The sequence below is a fragment of the Methylopila sp. Yamaguchi genome, assembly GCF_002897035.1.
Lineage (GTDB): Bacteria > Pseudomonadota > Alphaproteobacteria > Rhizobiales > Methylopilaceae > Methylopila.
Genome location: NZ_BAUX01000008.1, coordinates 218,901 through 235,544 on the forward strand (window position 1 = coordinate 218,901; position 16,644 = coordinate 235,544).

The 16,644-nt window shown below is 69.2% G+C and carries 12 protein-coding genes; 6 read left to right on the forward strand and 6 right to left on the reverse strand.

Going from position 1 to position 16,644, the window contains the following annotated elements; translation table 11 throughout:
* The first annotated feature begins 131 nt into the window (after window positions 1-131).
* Entirely contained in the window at window positions 132-2,276 is a 2,145-nt protein-coding gene (locus tag METY_RS11640) for a S9 family peptidase (RefSeq protein WP_103121550.1), read from the forward strand.
* A gap of 9 nt (window positions 2,277-2,285) precedes the next feature.
* Here METY_RS11640 and METY_RS11645 read toward each other — a convergent pair whose 3' ends face one another.
* The gene (locus tag METY_RS11645) at window positions 2,286-3,017 is read right to left on the reverse strand and encodes a GntR family transcriptional regulator (RefSeq protein ID WP_103121551.1); all 732 of its coding nucleotides are present in this window, start codon (window positions 3,015-3,017) and stop codon (window positions 2,286-2,288) included.
* A gap of 120 nt (window positions 3,018-3,137) precedes the next feature.
* Here METY_RS11645 and pcaB point away from each other — a divergent pair, with 120 nt between their 5' ends.
* A complete protein-coding gene (gene pcaB, locus METY_RS11650; protein ID WP_103121552.1) occupies window positions 3,138-4,532 on the forward strand; it encodes a 3-carboxy-cis,cis-muconate cycloisomerase in 1,395 nt (464 codons plus the stop codon).
* Window positions 4,533-4,557: 25 nt separating this feature from the next.
* Window positions 4,558-5,526 (forward strand): tripartite tricarboxylate transporter substrate-binding protein, encoded by a 969-nt coding sequence (locus METY_RS11655; protein WP_103121553.1) that lies wholly within the window; start codon window positions 4,558-4,560, stop codon window positions 5,524-5,526.
* Between the two features lie 74 nt (window positions 5,527-5,600).
* Here METY_RS11655 and METY_RS11660 read toward each other — a convergent pair whose 3' ends face one another.
* Window positions 5,601-6,896, reverse strand: a complete 1,296-nt coding sequence (locus tag METY_RS11660) for a hypothetical protein (RefSeq protein ID WP_103121554.1) — start codon at window positions 6,894-6,896, stop codon at window positions 5,601-5,603.
* A 222-nt stretch (window positions 6,897-7,118) separates the two neighbouring features.
* Here METY_RS11660 and METY_RS11665 point away from each other — a divergent pair, with 222 nt between their 5' ends.
* Window positions 7,119-7,715, forward strand: a complete 597-nt coding sequence (locus METY_RS11665; RefSeq protein WP_103121576.1) for a superoxide dismutase — start codon at window positions 7,119-7,121, stop codon at window positions 7,713-7,715.
* Between the two features lie 137 nt (window positions 7,716-7,852).
* Window positions 7,853-8,878, forward strand: a complete 1,026-nt coding sequence (locus METY_RS11670) for an alpha/beta hydrolase (protein WP_103121555.1) — start codon at window positions 7,853-7,855, stop codon at window positions 8,876-8,878.
* 67 nt (window positions 8,879-8,945) lie between these two features.
* Here the strand turns inward: METY_RS11670 and scpA are convergent, their stop codons facing one another.
* Complete coding sequence (scpA, locus tag METY_RS11675; RefSeq protein ID WP_444849084.1) at window positions 8,946-11,075, reverse strand: methylmalonyl-CoA mutase; 2,130 nt, start codon at window positions 11,073-11,075, stop codon at window positions 8,946-8,948.
* 26 nt (window positions 11,076-11,101) lie between these two features.
* Window positions 11,102-13,111 (reverse strand): methylmalonyl-CoA mutase family protein, encoded by a 2,010-nt coding sequence (locus METY_RS11680; RefSeq protein ID WP_103121557.1) that lies wholly within the window; start codon window positions 13,109-13,111, stop codon window positions 11,102-11,104.
* 121 nt (window positions 13,112-13,232) lie between these two features.
* Here METY_RS11680 and METY_RS11685 point away from each other — a divergent pair, with 121 nt between their 5' ends.
* A complete protein-coding gene (locus tag METY_RS11685; protein WP_103121558.1) occupies window positions 13,233-13,913 on the forward strand; it encodes a haloacid dehalogenase type II in 681 nt (226 codons plus the stop codon).
* On the opposite strand, the gene METY_RS11690 is transcribed toward METY_RS11685, so the two are convergent.
* Both METY_RS11690 and METY_RS11695 read right to left on the reverse strand, forming a co-directional pair.
* Complete coding sequence (locus METY_RS11690) at window positions 13,914-14,921, reverse strand: autotransporter domain-containing protein (RefSeq protein WP_160147351.1); 1,008 nt, start codon at window positions 14,919-14,921, stop codon at window positions 13,914-13,916.
* Window positions 14,922-15,101: 180 nt separating this feature from the next.
* Window positions 15,102-16,484, reverse strand: coding sequence for a M20/M25/M40 family metallo-hydrolase (locus METY_RS11695; RefSeq protein ID WP_103121560.1), 1,383 nt, complete (start codon window positions 16,482-16,484; stop codon window positions 15,102-15,104).
* Window positions 16,485-16,644: the final 160 nt, after the last annotated feature.

Sequence of the window (16,644 nt, forward strand, 5' to 3'; positions counted from 1 at the left end):
CGTCATGTCGGCGCCGCCAACATTGCGCCGCATTTCAGTACGCCGCCCGCTTCTCCTTGCCGCTCGCGCCTTGTGTCGCTAGCGTGCGCCGCCCGCCGTCCGGGCGTTCCTGGCTTTGAGAGGCTGCCGTCATGACCTCCGTCGAAGGGCTCACGCCGCCGCGCGCGGAGCGTCGTCCGACCTCCCGCATGTTCCATGGCCTTCGGCTGGAGGATCCCTACGCGTGGCTACGCGCCGACAACTGGCAGGAGGTCATGCGCCGCCCCGAAGCGCTGCAGGCCGACATTCGCGGCTACCTTGAGGCGGAGAACGCCTACGCCAAGGCGTTGCTCGGACCGCTCGACCCGCTGAAGGAGACGCTGGTCGCGGAAATGCGCGGCCGGATCAAGGAGGACGATTCGTCGGTTCCCGTGCGCGACGGGCCGTTCAACTACGCGGTGCGCTATCGCGCCGGCGGCCAGCATCCGCTGATTGTGCGCACCCCCGCCGACGGGGACGGACCCGAGGCGATCCTGCTCGACGGCGACGCGCTCGCCGAGGGCCGCGCCTTCTTCCAGTTCGGCAGCTGGAGCGCCTCGCCCGATCACGCCCTGCTCGCCTGGAGCGCCGACGACGCGGGCTCCGAGTTCCTCACGATCCGCGTGCGCGACCTCGCGACGGGTCAGGACCTCGCCGACGTCGTGCCCGACGCCACCGGGGCTGCGGTGTGGTCCGCGGACGGCGCCGGCTTCTGGTACGTCCGGCTGGACGCGCAGCACCGCGCCCTCGAGGTGTGGCGCCACCGATTGGGAACCGACGTCGCGGCCGACGAGCTCGTCTTTCGCGAGCCTGAGCCCGGCTGGTTCGTCGGCGTCGAGGAGACGCGGTCCGGCGCCTTCTGCGTGGTCACGATCTCCGACCACGACACGACCGAAGCCCATCTGATCGACAGGGCCTCGCTCGACAACGCCCCGCGCCTGGTGCTGAAACGCGAAACCGGCGTGCGCTACGAGCTCGACCATCACCCGGACCTTGACGGTAAGTCCGCGCTGATCCTGCGAACGAACGCGGACGGCGCGGTCGACTTCAAGCTCTCGGTGCTGCCGGCGATCGCGCCGGACGCGGCTCCGGCCGTCGACCTCGTGCCGCACCGGCCGGGCGTCTATGTGCTCGACCACGCCGTGACCGCGCGCCATCTCGTGCGGCTGGAGCGCGAGGACGGCCTGCCCCGGATCGTGGTGAGGGCGTTGACGGACGGGGAAGAGCACGCGATCGCCTTCCACGAGGAGGCCTATTCGCTCGGCGTCGCCGCCGGCCCGACCTTCGACGTGGACCTCACCCGCTTCTCCTATTCGTCGCCTGCGACGCCGGCGGAGACCTGGGACTACGACATGACGACCCGCGCGCGCACCCTGCGCAAGCGCCAGGAGGTGCCGTCCGGCCATGACCCGGAGGCCTATGTCGTGCGGCGCATCCTGGCGCCGGCGCCGGACGGGGAGCAGGTCCCTGTGACGGTCGTGCATCGCAGGGGCCTCGCGCTGGACGGCTCCGCCCCATGCCTGCTTTACGGCTACGGCGCCTACGGCATCTCGATCCCCGCGTCGTTCTCCGGCGGACGGCTCTCGCTGGTGGACCGCGGCTTCGTCTACGCCATCGCCCACATCCGCGGCGGCACGGAGAAGGGCTGGGGCTGGTATCTCGACGGCAAGCTGACGAAGAAGACCAACACCTTCAGCGACTTCATCGCGGCCGGCGAAGCGCTCGTCGCGCAGGGCTTCACCGACAAAGGCCGCATCGTCGCCCATGGCGGCTCGGCCGGCGGCATGCTGATGGGGGCGGTCGCCAATCTCCGACCGGAGCTGTTCGCCGCGGTGATGGCGGAGGTCGCCTTCGTCGACGTGCTGACGACCATGCTCGACGACACGCTGCCTCTCACGCCGCCGGAATGGCCGGAATGGGGAAACCCGATCCTCGACAAGGACGCCTTCGAGCGGATCCGAAGCTACAGCCCGATCGACAACGTCGCGCCGGGGCCCTACCCCGCCATCCTCGCGCTCGCGGGCCTCACCGATCCGCGCGTCACCTACTGGGAGCCGGCGAAATGGATCGCCCGCCTGCGCGAGGCCACCACCTCGCGACGGCCGATCGCGCTCCGCACCAACATGGACGCCGGCCACGGCGGCGCGTCCGGCCGGTTCGACCGGCTGGAGGAGGTGGCGCTGGCCTACGCATTCGCGCTCGCGTCCGTCGGCCATCCCGACGCAGCGATCGTCGCGGACCGGTTCCCGACCGACTGAAAGGGGCGGTCAGCCGGCTTGGCGCTTGAGGCGGCTCGACAGCGTGAAGCGGCCGGCCGGGTGAAGGGTCGAGGAGATCTCGAACACCGCCCCGGCCGCATCCGCGTAGCGGCGGACGATCTGCAGCGCCGGCGCGCCCGCGTCGCCCCCGAGCGCCCCGGCGACCGCCTCCGGCAGCGTCGCCGCCCGGACGTCCTGCTGGATCTCGGCCACGCGTCGCCCGTACATTTCCTCGATAAGATGACTGATGAGGACGCCCGGCGCCGCGCGCACGGCCTCCCCCAGACCCGCGTAGGACGCGTCGACATAGACGTCGGTCCAGCCGACCGGATCGGGCTTCGCCGCATCCCCCCACCTGAGACTCGAGATCCGCAGCCAGCGACGTCCGAGCTCGCAGCCGAGTTCGTCGGCCAACGCTCGGTCGGCGATGACTTTTGCGACGTCCTGCACGTCACGCCGATGCGCCTCGCCAAATTGAACGAGGTCTTCGACCGACGTCAGAGACTGCCGGAACCGGTCCGGCGGCCGGGCCGCTTCGACGCGCGTGCCGACCCTTTTGCGTCGCGACACCAGCCCGAGCCCCTGCAGCGCGTCTAACGCCGAACGCACGGTGTGGCGGCTCGCCCCATACCGCGCGCTGAGCTCGAGCTCCGTGGGCAGCAGCGAGCCCACGGCGAAGCGGCCGTCGGCGATCTGCTGCGTCAGGTCATCGGCAATCTCGGCGTAACGGGTCCCGCTCATCCGCATTTCTTGCCACGCGGGCCACGATCGACGCCACCCGCCTATTATGTCCGGACTTATTGACGGCACATTTGTCCGGACATATCAGTTCGCAACGCGTCGTAGATCTGGAGTACGCCTGTGTCTCTTTCGCCTCGCCCCTCAGCCACCACGGCGATCGACTCCATCCTGTTCCGCGACGCCTTCGGGACGCCGCGCATGCGCGGCGTGTTCTCGGACCACGCTCTGATCGGCCGTTACGTCGAGGTTGAAGTGGCGCTGGCGAAGGCCGAAACGCGCTGCGGGGTGATCCCCGAGGACGCCGCCGCCGAGATCGCGGCGCGCTGCAGCGCTGACGCGCTCGACCTCGACCTGCTGCGCGAGGAGACCGACATCGTCGGCTATCCGATCCTGCCGCTGGTGCATCAGCTGGTGACCCAGTGCGGCGAGGCCGGGCGCTATGTGCACTGGGGCGCGACCACCCAGGACATCATGGACACAGCCGTCGTGCTCCAGGTGCGCGAGGGGTTGAAGATCGTCGCCGAGGACGTCGCGGAGCTGCGCGCCATCCTCGCCGGCCTTGCCCGCAAGCATCGCGACACGCCGATGGCGGGCCGCACGCACCTCCAGCAGGCGCTCCCCGTGACCTTCGGCTACAAGGCGGCGGTCTGGCTCGCCATGTTCGACCGGCACGCCGAGCGCCTCGAGCAACTAAAGCCGCGCGTGCTCGTCGGGCAGTTCGCGGGCGCCGCCGGCACGCTGGCCTCGCTCGGGACCAAGGGTCTCGAGGTGCAGGAGGCGCTCTGCGCGGAACTCGGGCTCGACGTCCCCGCCTCGACCTGGCACGTGGCCCGCGACGGGCTGGCCGAAACGCTGAACCTCTTGGCCCTCATCACGGGGTCGCTCGGCAAGATCGCGCTCGACGTCATGATCATGGCCTCGACCGAGTTCGCCGAGGTCTACGAGCCCTTCGTCACGGGGCGCGGCGCCTCCTCGACGATGCCGCAGAAGCGCAACCCGATCTCGTCCGAGCTTATCCTCGCCGCCTCGAAGGCCGTCCGGCAGCACGCCGGCCTGATGCTGGACGCGATGGTGCAGGATTTCGAGCGCGCCACCGGCCCGTGGCACGCCGAATGGATCGCATTGCCGGAAAGCTTCGTGCTGACGGCGGGGGCTCTCAACCAAGCGAAGTTCGCGCTGGGCGGCCTGATCGTCGACGACGCGCAGATGGCGAAGAATCTCGGGATCAGCCGCGGCCTGATCGTCGCCGAAGCCGCCATGATGGCGCTCGCGCCGCACATCGGCCGCCAGCAGGCGCACGACGTCGTCTACGCCGCCTGCCGCGCCGTGAACGAAGGCGGGGGAACGCTCGCCGAGGCGCTCGCCCGGGAGGACGAGGTCACCCGCCATTTCGACCGCGCCGCGATCGATCGGCTGACGGATCCCGCCAACTATCTCGGCCTCGCGCCGCAGATGGTCGACCGCGTGCTTCAGCGCTCGGGCCGCGTCGGCCCTCACCTTGAGACCGCTCGATAATCAACAAAAAGCTGGAGGACGCCCGATGATACGCCGCACGCTGACCGCTCTCGCCCTCGCCTGCCTCGCCACCGGCGCGGCCGCCGAAGACTACCCCAGCCGCTTCGTCACCCTGGTGATGCCCTACTCGGCCGGCGGCCCGGGCGACACGCTGGCGCGCATCGTCGGCCAGGGCATGGGCAAGGTGCTCGGCAAGCCGGTCGTGATCGAGAACACCGCCGGCGCCGGCGGCACCATCGGCTCCGCCCGCGTCGCGGGCTCGGAGCCCGACGGCTACACGCTGCTGATGAACCACGTCAGCCACGCCACCAACCCCTCCCTTTACCGCAAGCTCCGCTACGACACCGAGACGGATTTCCAGCCGATCGGCGTGGTGGCGGACCTGCCGATGGCGTTCGTGGCCAAGAAGGACTTCCCAGCGAAGGATTTCGGCGAGTTGGTGGCCTACGTCAAAGCCCACAAGGAGGACGTCGCCTACGGTCACGCCGGAATCGGCTCGGCCTCGCATCTGTGCGGGCTGATGTTCTTCAGCGCGATCCAAACCAAGGTGACGACCGTGCCCTACAAGGGCTCAGGGCCCGCGATGAACGACCTGATCGGCGGCCAGTTCGACTTCATCTGCGACCAGACCATCAATGTGGTCTCGCCGATCAAGTCCGGCGTGATCAAGCCCTACGCCGTGACGAGCCCCGAGCGCGCCGCGATCCTGCCCGACCTGCCGACGGCTGAAGAGGCGGGCCTGAAAGGGTTCCAACTCAGCATCTGGTACGGGATGTTCGCGCCCAAGGGCACGCCGAAGCCGGTGGTCGACAAGCTGGTCGCCGCGCTGAACGCCGCCCTCAAGGACCCGGAGGTGACGTCGAAGCTCGCGGGCCTCGGCGCCGTCCCTGCCGCTCCCGAACGCGCCAATCCGGACGCGCTGCGCGCCCATGTGACCGCGGAGATCAACCGCTGGGGCCCCGTCATCAAGGCGGCCGGCGTCTACGCCGAATGAGCTTGGCGAACTGACCGACGCGGGACGACCTCAAGGGACGGCGTCGCCACGCTCGTCCCTTCAGCTCGCAAGCTTCAGGCGGGGCGGTCGCCGCGCGGCGGCCGCGCCGTGTCGCGCGGGCCGCCTTCGAGGGCGGCGAGCGCGGCCTCGAAGGGGTCTTCCGGTTCCGGCGCGGGGTGGGTCTCGGCGGCGGCCTCAGCGGCTTCGGCGGCGTCGCTGCCCGGCTGTCGGTCCGCTTGCGCCTCATGTTCGGCTTGCGGCTCGTTCTGACCGTCCTCGCCAGCGGCAGGCTCCGCCGGTTCGGAGACGTCGTCCGGGACAGGGACCGTCACGTCCGCGTCCCTCGTTCCATCCAGTTCGTCGTCGAGGCGGCCGCGCGCGGCCAGGATGGTTGTGCGCAGGTCTTCGATCGAGGCGAAGCGGCGGGCGCCGTGCTCCGTCTGGGCCTCGATCGAGCCGTCCTCGAAGAAGCGGTACATGACGCCGTTGTGCTCGCCCTCCCGGACGACGACCTCGGAAGGATCGTACGCCGCCGTTTCGGCGTCCTCGGCCGCCGGGCCCGCGGGCTGCTCGACGAATTCTTCCGCTAAAGGATGGGGCTCCGGCGACGGCTCGAACGCTTCCGCCGTCTCGACCACGGCGACGGCGGCGGCCGCCACCGCGATCGGCGCGACGGGCGCGCCCAGATCGGGCGCGGCGGACGAGGCTCCGCCGTCATCGAGGGCCTTGGCCTCGCGCCTTGCGCGGGCCCGGGCCAGCCATTCCGGAACGCGCGCCTCCTTCCTGGCGGGTTCGGGCGCCGGTTCGGCGATCGGCGCAGGCGGGGGCGCGGGCTCCGGCCGGGGTGCGGACGGCGCTACGATTTCAAGCTCAGCCGGCGGAACGATCTCTGCGGAAGGCTCGCTACGCTCGGCCACAAGCGGCGGCTGCTCCTCCTCCCGAGCGATCCGGGGAAGGCCGCCGCCGAGGATCGGAGCGACCACGACCGGGGGCGCGACCTCGGGGGCCCGAACGGCGGCCGTCTGGTCCAGAGTCGGCTCGCGCCGCGGCTTCTGAGCCTTCACCACCGGCCGCGCGGGCGGCGGCGTGAACGGGCGCGGCTCAGGCGCGCGCGGCGCTTCCGCCGGCGGCTCCTCGCGGGGCGCTGCGGCCTGCACCACACCGGGAAGGGCGCGAAGCTGGGCCGTCGTCGCGACCGCCCGCGTCAGACGCTCAAGAGCGGCGACCACCGCGCCGAGGCCCAGCGCGAACACGCCTGAACCTGCAAGGCCGGCGGCGATGTCGAGGGTCGCCACCATGCCGCCGGTCATCATGAGGAAGGCGCTCCACGCCAGCAGAGCGGCTCCGAAAACATAGAGAACGACGGACATGCGCGGGACCTCCGTCCTCCGACTGATTCTCTGGCGACTTTCGGGTCGCCATGGTTATCGCTAGGTAAAATGCAGGACTGCGCCGCATTTTACATCGGAAATCCGCGTTCCACGTTGCCGGCGCCGAAGCCTCCGCCTATGTACCGCCGGCACGCTCCCGCGAACGCCGTCGTCGCGGCCGGACGCGAGAGCCCAGAGACCTTTCATCCTGGAGATTGCTCGATGTCGTTCAAGCTGCCCGAGCTGCCCTACGCCTACGACGCGCTGCAGCCCTACATGTCCAAGGAAACCTTGGAGTTTCATCACGACAAGCACCACAACACCTATGTGGAGACGGGCAACAAGCTGCTCGAAGGCTCAGGCCTCGAAGGCGCGACCCTCGAGGAGGTGGTCAAGCAGAGCCACGGCAAGAACGCTCCGCTCTTCAACAACGCCGCCCAGCACTACAACCACGTCCATTTCTGGCAGTGGATGAAGCCGAACGGCGGCGGAGCGATCCCCGGCGCGCTCGAGAAGCAGATCACTGAGGACCTCGGCGGCGTCGAGAAGTTCAAGACCGATTTCCAGGAGGCCGGGAAGGGGCAGTTCGGCTCCGGCTGGGCGTGGCTGGCGCTGAAGGGCGGCAAGCTCGAGATCATGAAGACCCCGAACGGCGAAAACCCGCTGATCCACGGGGCGGTTCCGCTGCTCGGCGTCGACGTGTGGGAGCACTCCTACTACATCGACTACCGCAACCGTCGTCCCGACTACCTCAAGGCGTTCATCGAGAACCTCGTGAACTGGGAGTACGTCGAGAAGCTCTACTCCGAAGCGAAATGAGCTGATCGACCGACGCGCAGGGCGGCCTCCGGGCCGCCCTTTTCGTTTGATCACATCCGGATTCCTACGAGTTGCGCAGGGTCCGGCGATTTTGCTATGCGTCTGGAGGTAACCCTACACCTGCCGAAGAGATCCGAATGATCAAGCGCTTGCTCGCCTTCACGATCCTTGCGTTAGGTCTCGGGAGCAGCAGCGCGCTCCATGCCGACGGATCGATCGTCGAGCGGAGCCTTGAGATGCCGAGCGCGGCTCTCGGCCGCCCCGTGCGGTACTCAGTCTACCTGCCCGCCGGCTACTCCGGAGAAACCCGACGTTACCCTGTCGTTTACCTTCTGCACGGCTTCGGCGGCGATGAACGCTCTTTCTTCGACGACGGCGACCTTCAGGACGTGGCGGACGAGCTGATCGCGACCGCCAAACTGCCGCCCTCGATCATCGTCACGCCTTCGGGTCAGAAGGGTTGGTACGTCGACAACGACGTCACCGGGCGCTGGCAGACGGCGTTGCTCGACGACCTCATCGACGGCGTCGACGGCAAGTACCGCACCATTCCCTCCCGGGAAGGCCGGGCGATCGCCGGCTACTCCATGGGCGGCTACGGCGCGCTGCGCTTCGCTCTGCTCGAGCCCGACCGCTTCGTCGCCGCCGGCAGCCTTTCGGGCGCGCTGTTTCCGGACGTAAAGTCCGCAAGCGACTTTCCGGCGTTTCAGCTCGGGCTTTTCGGCCGCGCGTTCGGCGCGAGCTTCGATCCCAAGGCGTTCAACGCCGCAAGCCCCTGGCGCAGCCTGTCGACCAACGCGGCGGCCGCCGACGCGCCCGCGCTCTACATGAGCGTCGGCGACGACGACATCAAAATTCTGTTGGCCGGCAACAACGCCTTCGACCGGGCGCTGGCCACAGCCAAGATCCCTGTGACCTACCACGTGGTTCCGGGGCAGCATAACTGGAAGCTCTGGTCGTCCGAACTCGCGCCGATGCTCTCATTCATCGGCGACCGCCTCGAGGAAGCGACGCCAGTGGCGACCGCCAACCCCGCCAAGCGCGTGGCCGACCGCGTCGAAGCCGCTGCGAAGGTTGAGCGGGTGGGCGCCCCGGCCGTGCCTGGCGCGCCGGTCGTCCAGCCAACCACGCCGAGCAAGACGACGATCCTGGCCCGACCCTAAAGCGGTTGCAGCCGAACGCGAGACGCGCCACCCCGCCGTCGCGACCCGGCGCCGCCATGCGCGCCCGTCACTCCGCCGCTTGCGCGCCGGCATAGCCTAAGCGCTCGTTGAGCTGATGGATCAGCCCTCGGGCGGCGTCCGCCACGACCGTGCCCGGCGGGAAGATCGCGGAGGCGCCGCCCTCGCGCAGGGCGGGATAGTCGACCGGCGGGATCACGCCGCCGACGACAATCATGATGTCCTCGCGGCCTTCGCTCTTCAGCGCGTCGCGGAGCGCCGGAACCAGCGTCAGGTGGCCCGCCGTCATCGACGAGATGCCGACGATATGGACGTCGTTCTCGATCGCCTGCCGGGCGGCCTCCTCCGGGGTCGCGAACAGCGGCCCGATGTCGACGTCGAAGCCGAGATCCGCGAAGGCCGAGGCGATGATCTTCTGGCCGCGGTCGTGGCCGTCCTGCCCGACTTTCGCGACGAGGATGCGCGGCCTTCGGCCGTCGGCCCGTTCGAAGGCGGCGACGAGCTTCTGCACCTCTTCGATCGCGCCCATGTTGCGAGCCTCCCGCTTGTAGACGCCGGAGATCGACTTGATCTCCGCGCGATGGCGTCCGAAGACCTTCTCCATCGCGGAGGTGATCTCGCCGACCGTCGCCATGGCCCGCGCCGCCTCGATGGACAGCGCGAGCAGGTTGCCGTTTCCGCGGGCCCCGTTCTCGAGCGCCGTCAAGGCGGCCTCCACCTTTGCGGGGTCGCGCTCGGCGCGCAGCCGCTCGAGCTTCGCGAACTGCGCGGCCCGCACCTCGGCGTTCTTGATCTGGCGGATGTCGAGCGTCTCGTTCTTCAACACCTTGTAAGCGTTGACGCCGACGACGGTCTGTTCTCCTGAATCGATGCGCGCCTGCGTGGTGGCGGCCGCCTCCTCGATGCGAAGCTTAGGCACGCCGGCCTCAATCGCCTTGGCCATGCCGCCGAGCCGGTCGATCTCGGCGATGTGGGCGAGCGCCTTGGTCGCGAGGTCGTGGGTCAGCTTCTCCACGTAGGCCGAGCCGCCCCAGGGATCGATGAAGCGCGTCGTGCCGCTCTCCATCTGCAGCACCAGCTGCGTGTTGCGCGCGATGCGGGCCGAGAAATCGGTCGGCAGGGCCAGAGCTTCGTCGAACGAGTTGGTGTGCAGCGATTGGGTGCCGCCCTGGGTCGCGGCGATCGCCTCCAACGTGGTGCGGATGACGTTGTTGTAGACGTCCTGCGCGGTGAGCGACCACCCGCTGGTCTGGCTGTGCGTGCGCAGAGGAAGCGACTTCGGGCTCTTGGCGCCGAGGTCCGTCATAAGCTTCGTCCAGATGAGGCGCGCGGCCCGCATCTTGGCGATCTCCATGAAGACGTTCATGCCGATCGCCCAGAAGAACGAAAGGCGGGGCGCGAAGCGGTCGATGTCGAGGCCGGCCGACAGGCCCGCCCGCACGTATTCCGCGCCGTCGGCCAAGGTGTAGGCCAGTTCGAGGTCGGCCGTCGCTCCGGCCTCCTGCATGTGATAGCCGGAGATCGAGATAGAGTTGAACTTCGGCATGCGCTGCGAGGTGTGCGCGAAGATGTCGGCGACGATCCGCATCGAGGGCGCCGGCGGATAGATGTAGGTGTTGCGGACCATGAACTCCTTCAGAATGTCGTTCTGAATGGTCCCGGCCAGCTTCTCCTGCGGCACGCCCTGCTCTTCGCCCGCGACGATGAACAGCGCCAGCACCGGCAGCACGGCGCCGTTCATCGTCATCGAGACGGTCATCTTGTCGAGCGGGATGCGGTCGAACAGCGTCCGCATGTCGTAGATGGAGTCGATCGCGACGCCCGCCATCCCGACGTCGCCGGCGACGCGGGGATGGTCGCTGTCGTAGCCGCGATGCGTGGCGAGGTCGAACGCGACGGACACGCCGGTCTGCCCGGCGGCCAAGTTCGCGCGGTAGAACGCGTTCGAATCTTCGGCCGTGGAGAAGCCGGCGTACTGGCGGATCGTCCAGGGCTGCGACGCGTACATCGTCGGATAGGGGCCGCGAATGAACGGCGGCAGGCCCGGCCAGGTGTCGAGGCCTTCAAGCCCCTCGAGATCGCTCGCGTCATAGACCGGGGGCACCACAATCCCCTCGGGGGTGGTCCACAGCGCGGCGGCCGCCGACAGCGGCGACGTCTCGGGGCGGCGCCAGTCGATCGCGGAGAAGTCCGGCAGACGAGCGGTCACGAGACGCCTCCCAAAGTCGGCGCGGTTTGCGCGGACGCGAGCGTGGTCGCGTCATGAAGAACCGCAAGCGCGTCGTCGCCCGCTGCGACGAAACGGCCGACGCCCGCGGCCGAAAGAGCCTCGGCTCCCTCCTTCGGGCGACCGGCGAGCCACACCGTGGCCCCAGCCGCAGCGAGGGCCGCGGCGAGGCCCGGTCCCGTTTCAGCGTAGCCGTCGTCCGCGCCGCAGATGATCGCGAGCCTCGCGCCGCTCTCCCTCCAGGCCGCGACGTCCGCGTCGGAGGTCGCGCCGACAGGACCGTCAATCGCGGCGAGGCCTCCGGCGGCCAGCAAATTCCGGACGAAGCCCGCCCGCCCCGAATGTTTGGCGATGGGGCCGACAAGGGCGAGATACACCGTTGGACGCGGGCTTGCGGCCTCGTTCGCGGCGCGCAGGCGTTCGAACGGCGCCGCAACGCGCTCGAGATCCAGGGGCGTCGCCGAAACGCTCGGATTGGGAGCCGACGCCGCGCGCACATCCGCAAAGGAAGAGCCGTTCAGGAAGGCGGCGACGAGAGCGTCGAAGCCGGCGAGGTCCTCGCTGATCTCGCCTGCGATCGGGACCACGTGCGGGGACCGCGATATCTGAGGAGGCGACGCCGAAGCGTAGAGCGTTTCGCCGACCTCCGGGAACTCGCTGACGCCCACCACGGGACTGCGCCGGGTCGCGACGGCGGCGCGGCGCCGGGCGCGGGCGTCCGCGATCTGGGTCTGCCAGGATCCGGACGTCAGCGCTTGGAGCAGGCCGCCTTCCCGTTCGATCTGCTGAAACAGCATCCAGGCCGTCTCCGCGAGAGCGTCGGTCAGGCCGTCGATCGCGCCCGCCCCCGCGGCTGGGTCGGCCACGCGGTGAGCGTTGCTCTCCTCCAGGATGATCGCCTGGGCGTTCCGCGCCAGCCGACGCGCGTCGGCGTCCGCGGTCCCGAGCGCGTCCGTGAAGGGCCGCACCGTGACCGAGTCCGCCCCGCCGACCCCCGCCGCGAACGCCGCGATGGTGGTGCGGACGAGATTCGTGTGCGCCGCGCGCTCGCTCATCATACGCCGCGAGGTCTCGGCATGGATGTGCACGGTCCTTTCGGGAAGCCCGCTCTCTCTGCGCCAGGCGGCCCAGAGGAGCCTCGCTGCGCGGAGCTTCGCGATCGTGGCGAACTGATCGGCGTCGCAGGAGAACGCAAAGGACATGGCGTCCGCCGCGGCTTCAAGGTCGACGCCGTTGGCGACAAGCGCGCGCACATGCTCGGTGGCGGAGGCGAGCGCCCCCGCGAGCTCCTGCACGTTGGTCGCGCCCGCGCCGTGTGCGACGCGGGCGTCGATCGAAAACACTGGCCCCATGAAGCCCCGCGTCCGCAGCCCCTCGACGACGCCCGCGATGCGCGCGCCCATCTCGTTCCAGGATCTCGGCAGGGTGCCGGTGCGAACGAGATCTCGCAGGAGGTCGACGCCGAAGCAGATGAAGGTGTCGGAGGGAGCGACGCCGCGACGTTCGATCAGAGCCGCGACGAGCGCAGCGGCGGTGCGGCCTTCGAAAGGCACCACCTCTAGATAGAGGGGCGCGAGGTCCAGAAGCACGCCTTCGAGCGCCTGGTCGAGCCGATCGAGCGTGTCCGCGGCGACGCCGTGGCCGTCCCCCGGGGTCAAGAAGGCGAGCGCCAAGCCGGCCGCGCCGTTGTTCAGGTCCTCGAGCGCCTGCGCGTTCGCCGCCGCCGGGTCGGCGATGTCGATGCGGCTGAACGAGATCCAGCGCGCGCCGGGCGCTCGGCCGGGGATCGGAGACGCGGCGCTTCGCGGACGGATCGCGGCGACCGCCACCCCGTCCATCGTGCGGTGGCGGATCACGGACTCGAGCGGACGCCCCTTGAGGGCCGCCTCGGCCGCCGCGCGCCAGTCCTCTTCGGTCGCAGGCGCGAAGTCTGCGGCGAAAGATGTGGCGACGCGCGTCATCGCGGCCTCGGTCGTTTGGTTCGTCATGCCTGTCTCAACTTAGGGGGACGGCCGGACCGTGCCATAGCGTCGCCTCCGCGCCATGATGGACAATCGGATGATACGCTGCGCCGCAACACCCGCGGCGGCGGCCGCGGGGGATAACGGCATGATCCGCGCTTCAGGACCTCTCGACGTTCCAGTCTACGTCTTCGACGCCTACGGAACTCTGTTTGACGTGCATTCCGCCACGATGCGGAACAGCGAGCTTGTCGGGCCCGACGCCCAGCGGCTTTCGGACCTCTGGCGCGCGAAGCAGCTCGAATACTCGTGGGTCTACGCCTTGATGGGCGCCTACCGGGACTTCTGGAGCCTGACGGAGTCCGCGCTCGACGTGGCGGCGGCGCGGATCGGCGGACTTACGGCCGAGGCTCGCCAGGCGTTGCTCTCCGCCTACCTCGAACTGTCGGCCTATCCCGAAGCAGAGAGCGTCCTCCGCGAGTTGAAAGCGCGAGGCGCCAAGACGGCGATCCTGTCCAACGGCTCGCCCGACATGTTGGCCTCGGCCGTCAAAGCGGGCGGTCTGGCCGGCCTGCTCGACGCGACGCTCTCGGTCGACGGGCTGAAGACCTACAAGACCGACCCTCGGGCCTATCGCCTGGCGCAGGAGCGGTTCGGGGTCGCGCCGCACGAGATCTCGTTTCAGTCGTCGAACCGCTGGGACGTCGCCGGCGCCGCGGCGTTCGGGTTCCGCGCCGTGTGGGTCAACCGGACGAACGGGCCTGACGAATACGCCGACTTTCCGCCTGCGCGCCGGATCGCAGACCTTTCGGAGTTGTTGGCGACCTGATCAGAACGAGATGCCGAGGCGCGCCCGGCCCGCGTGGGTCGCGAACCCGTCACGCGCGCCGTAGTCGTAGCTGAGGCTCATCTCCACGCCGTCCGCGAGCGCAGTGCCGAGGCCCACCCCGCCGACGACGCCGCGGCCGGTCGGGTGGCCCTTCCACGACTGCCGGATGGCTCCCGTCGCGCGCGAACGCGCGCGCAGCGCGTCTGTGCTGAAGCCGAGCGTCTCATCCGCCCCGACGAAGGCCTGCAGCTCCACCTTGTGCGACCGGTCGATCCGAAACGCGCGCGTGGCCTTCAGCCGGAACGAGCCGATGGCGGCCTGCGCATGCCGCGACTTGTAGGAGAAGGCGTTATCTCCCCCGCTTTCGCGGTAGCCCGAAAGAGCGTTGGCGGAGAGCGCGACCCCGAAGGTGGGCGACACCTTGACGCCCCGCACCAAGACGTCTCCGCCAATCTGGGCGGCGCCCCGGGCGTTCCGGCTCACGGACCGGCCGAAGGTGCGGGCGTCGTCCGGCCCGCGGTCGATCGCGCGAAAGCCGACGATCGACCCGCCGAACAGAAGTTTGGCGAACAGCGAGCCTCGCTTAACACGTCCATAGACGTCGACGTGCTGGGCGAGCGTGCCGCCGCTGAGGTCGCCGGACGACACGTCGCCTGCTCCGCCCCCGGCCATGACGCCGACGACCACGCCGTTCGAGATTTCCCGGTCGACGCCCACCCTCAACTGAGACGAGGAACCGCCGTAGCCCATGCGGGCGCCTCGCTCGGCCTGCCCATAGGAGGCGGCGCCGACGTCCACGAAGGTTTTGACCGCCGGCAGCACCACCGTCCGCTCGTTTCGATCGGCGTCGAGACGAGCGAAGGCCGCTTCCGCCTCCGCCTGGCCAAGGAAGATGCCGGCCTCGACCAGAGATTGGTTCGTGCGCAGATCGTCTGCGAGGCCGGGTCGCGGGAACAACAGTCCGGCGATAACGCCGAGCGCGAGCCCGGCGAGGCGATGTCGGTTCATAGCCGTTGCTCCGAAACGCACGCCTCGGGCGGCCCGCACGGCGCGCCGACGCATGTCCCTTTCGCAACTGCAGTATGAACGAACGTTCAGAAATCGCGACCCCTACGGGGTCACGAACCTGTCAGGCGGTATTTGGCGGGGGCGCCCTGTGATCCAAAAGACTCAAGCGCCCAGCTCGCCTCAACCTGCGAGCGCAGCCAGGATCCGGACCCAGGAGCGCACGCCCTTCCGAAAGCTCTCGAGGTCGTACTTCTCGTTCGGTGAGTGGATGCGGTCGTTGTCGAGCGCAAACCCGATCAGGAGCGTGTCGAGGCCGAGCGTGCGCTTGAAATCGCCCACCACCGGAATCGAGCCGCCCGACCCGATGGTCACCGGCGCGACGCCCCACTCGTCGGCTAGCGCCGCGCGCGCCTTGGCAAGCGATGGGCTGTCGAAGGGAAGCTGAATGGCCTTCGAGCCCTTGTGACCCTCGAACTCCACCGAGCAGTCGGCCGGCAGCCGTTCCCGCACGAAGGCGCGGAACGCCTGCTTCACCTTCGAGGGGTCCTGATCCCCGACCAGGCGGAACGACACCTTGGCGTGCGCCTCCGAGGCGATGACGGTCTTCGCGCCGGCGCCCGTGTAGCCGCCCCACATGCCGTTCACGTCGCAGGTCGGCCGGGACTGGATCTGCTCGATCACCATGCGGTCGCTTTCGCCGGCCGGGATCGACAGCCCGATCGGTCCAAGGAACTTCGCGGCGTCGAGGCCAAGGGCGCGCCATTCCTCGCGCAGCGCGTCCGGCACCGCGGGCACTCCGTCGTAGAACCCGGGCAGCGTCACGCGGCCGTCGGCGTCGTGGAGATCGGCCACGATCTTCGACAGCACATGAAGGGGGTTCCGCGCGGCCCCGCCATACATGCCGGAGTGGAGGTCGCGGTCGGCCGCGCGGACGGTGATCTCTTCATAGACGAGGCCGCGCAGCGAGGAGGTGATCGCGGGTGCGCCCTCGCCCCACATGGTGGTGTCGCAGACCAGCGCGACGTCGGCGGCCAACTCGTCCTTGGCCTCGTCGAGGAAGCCCGGAAGGTTGATCGAGCCGCACTCCTCCTCGCCCTCGAGCAGGATGGTAATGCCGACCGGCAGTTCGCCGGTCGCGGCCTTCCAGGCGCGGCAAGCCTCGACGAACGTCATGACCTGACCCTTGTCGTCGCTCGACCCACGAGCGACGATGATCTTCTTGCCGTCCTTCGTCGTCGCGATGCGCGGCTCGAACGGCGGCGTCTCCCACTTTTCGATCGGATCGACCGGCTGCACGTCGTAGTGGCCGTAGAACAGCACATGCGGCGCGTCGGCCTTCGGCTGCTTGGCGAGCACCACGGGGTGACCCGGCGTCTCGCGCAACGCGGCGTCGAAGCCGAGCGTCGCAAGCTCGCGCTTCAACCAGTCGGCAGTCTCCCGGCAGCCGTTCCGGTAAGCGGGATCGGTCGAGATTGACGGGATGCGGAGCAGCCCGAACAGCCGTTCGAGGCTTTTCTCAAGGCTGTCGTCGGCGGCCGCAAGGGCGCGGTCGAGATCGGACATGGGATATCCTTCAGCTTCGGCGCGAGGCGCGCCGGTCAGGCGAGATCGGTGGGGGCGAAGTCGTCGCCCTTGTAGAGCAGGCCGACGCCGTGCGCCCTGGCATGGCGTCTACACTCCATCCAATCTCGTCTAGATTTCATGCGGACGTGCGGCGTTCAAC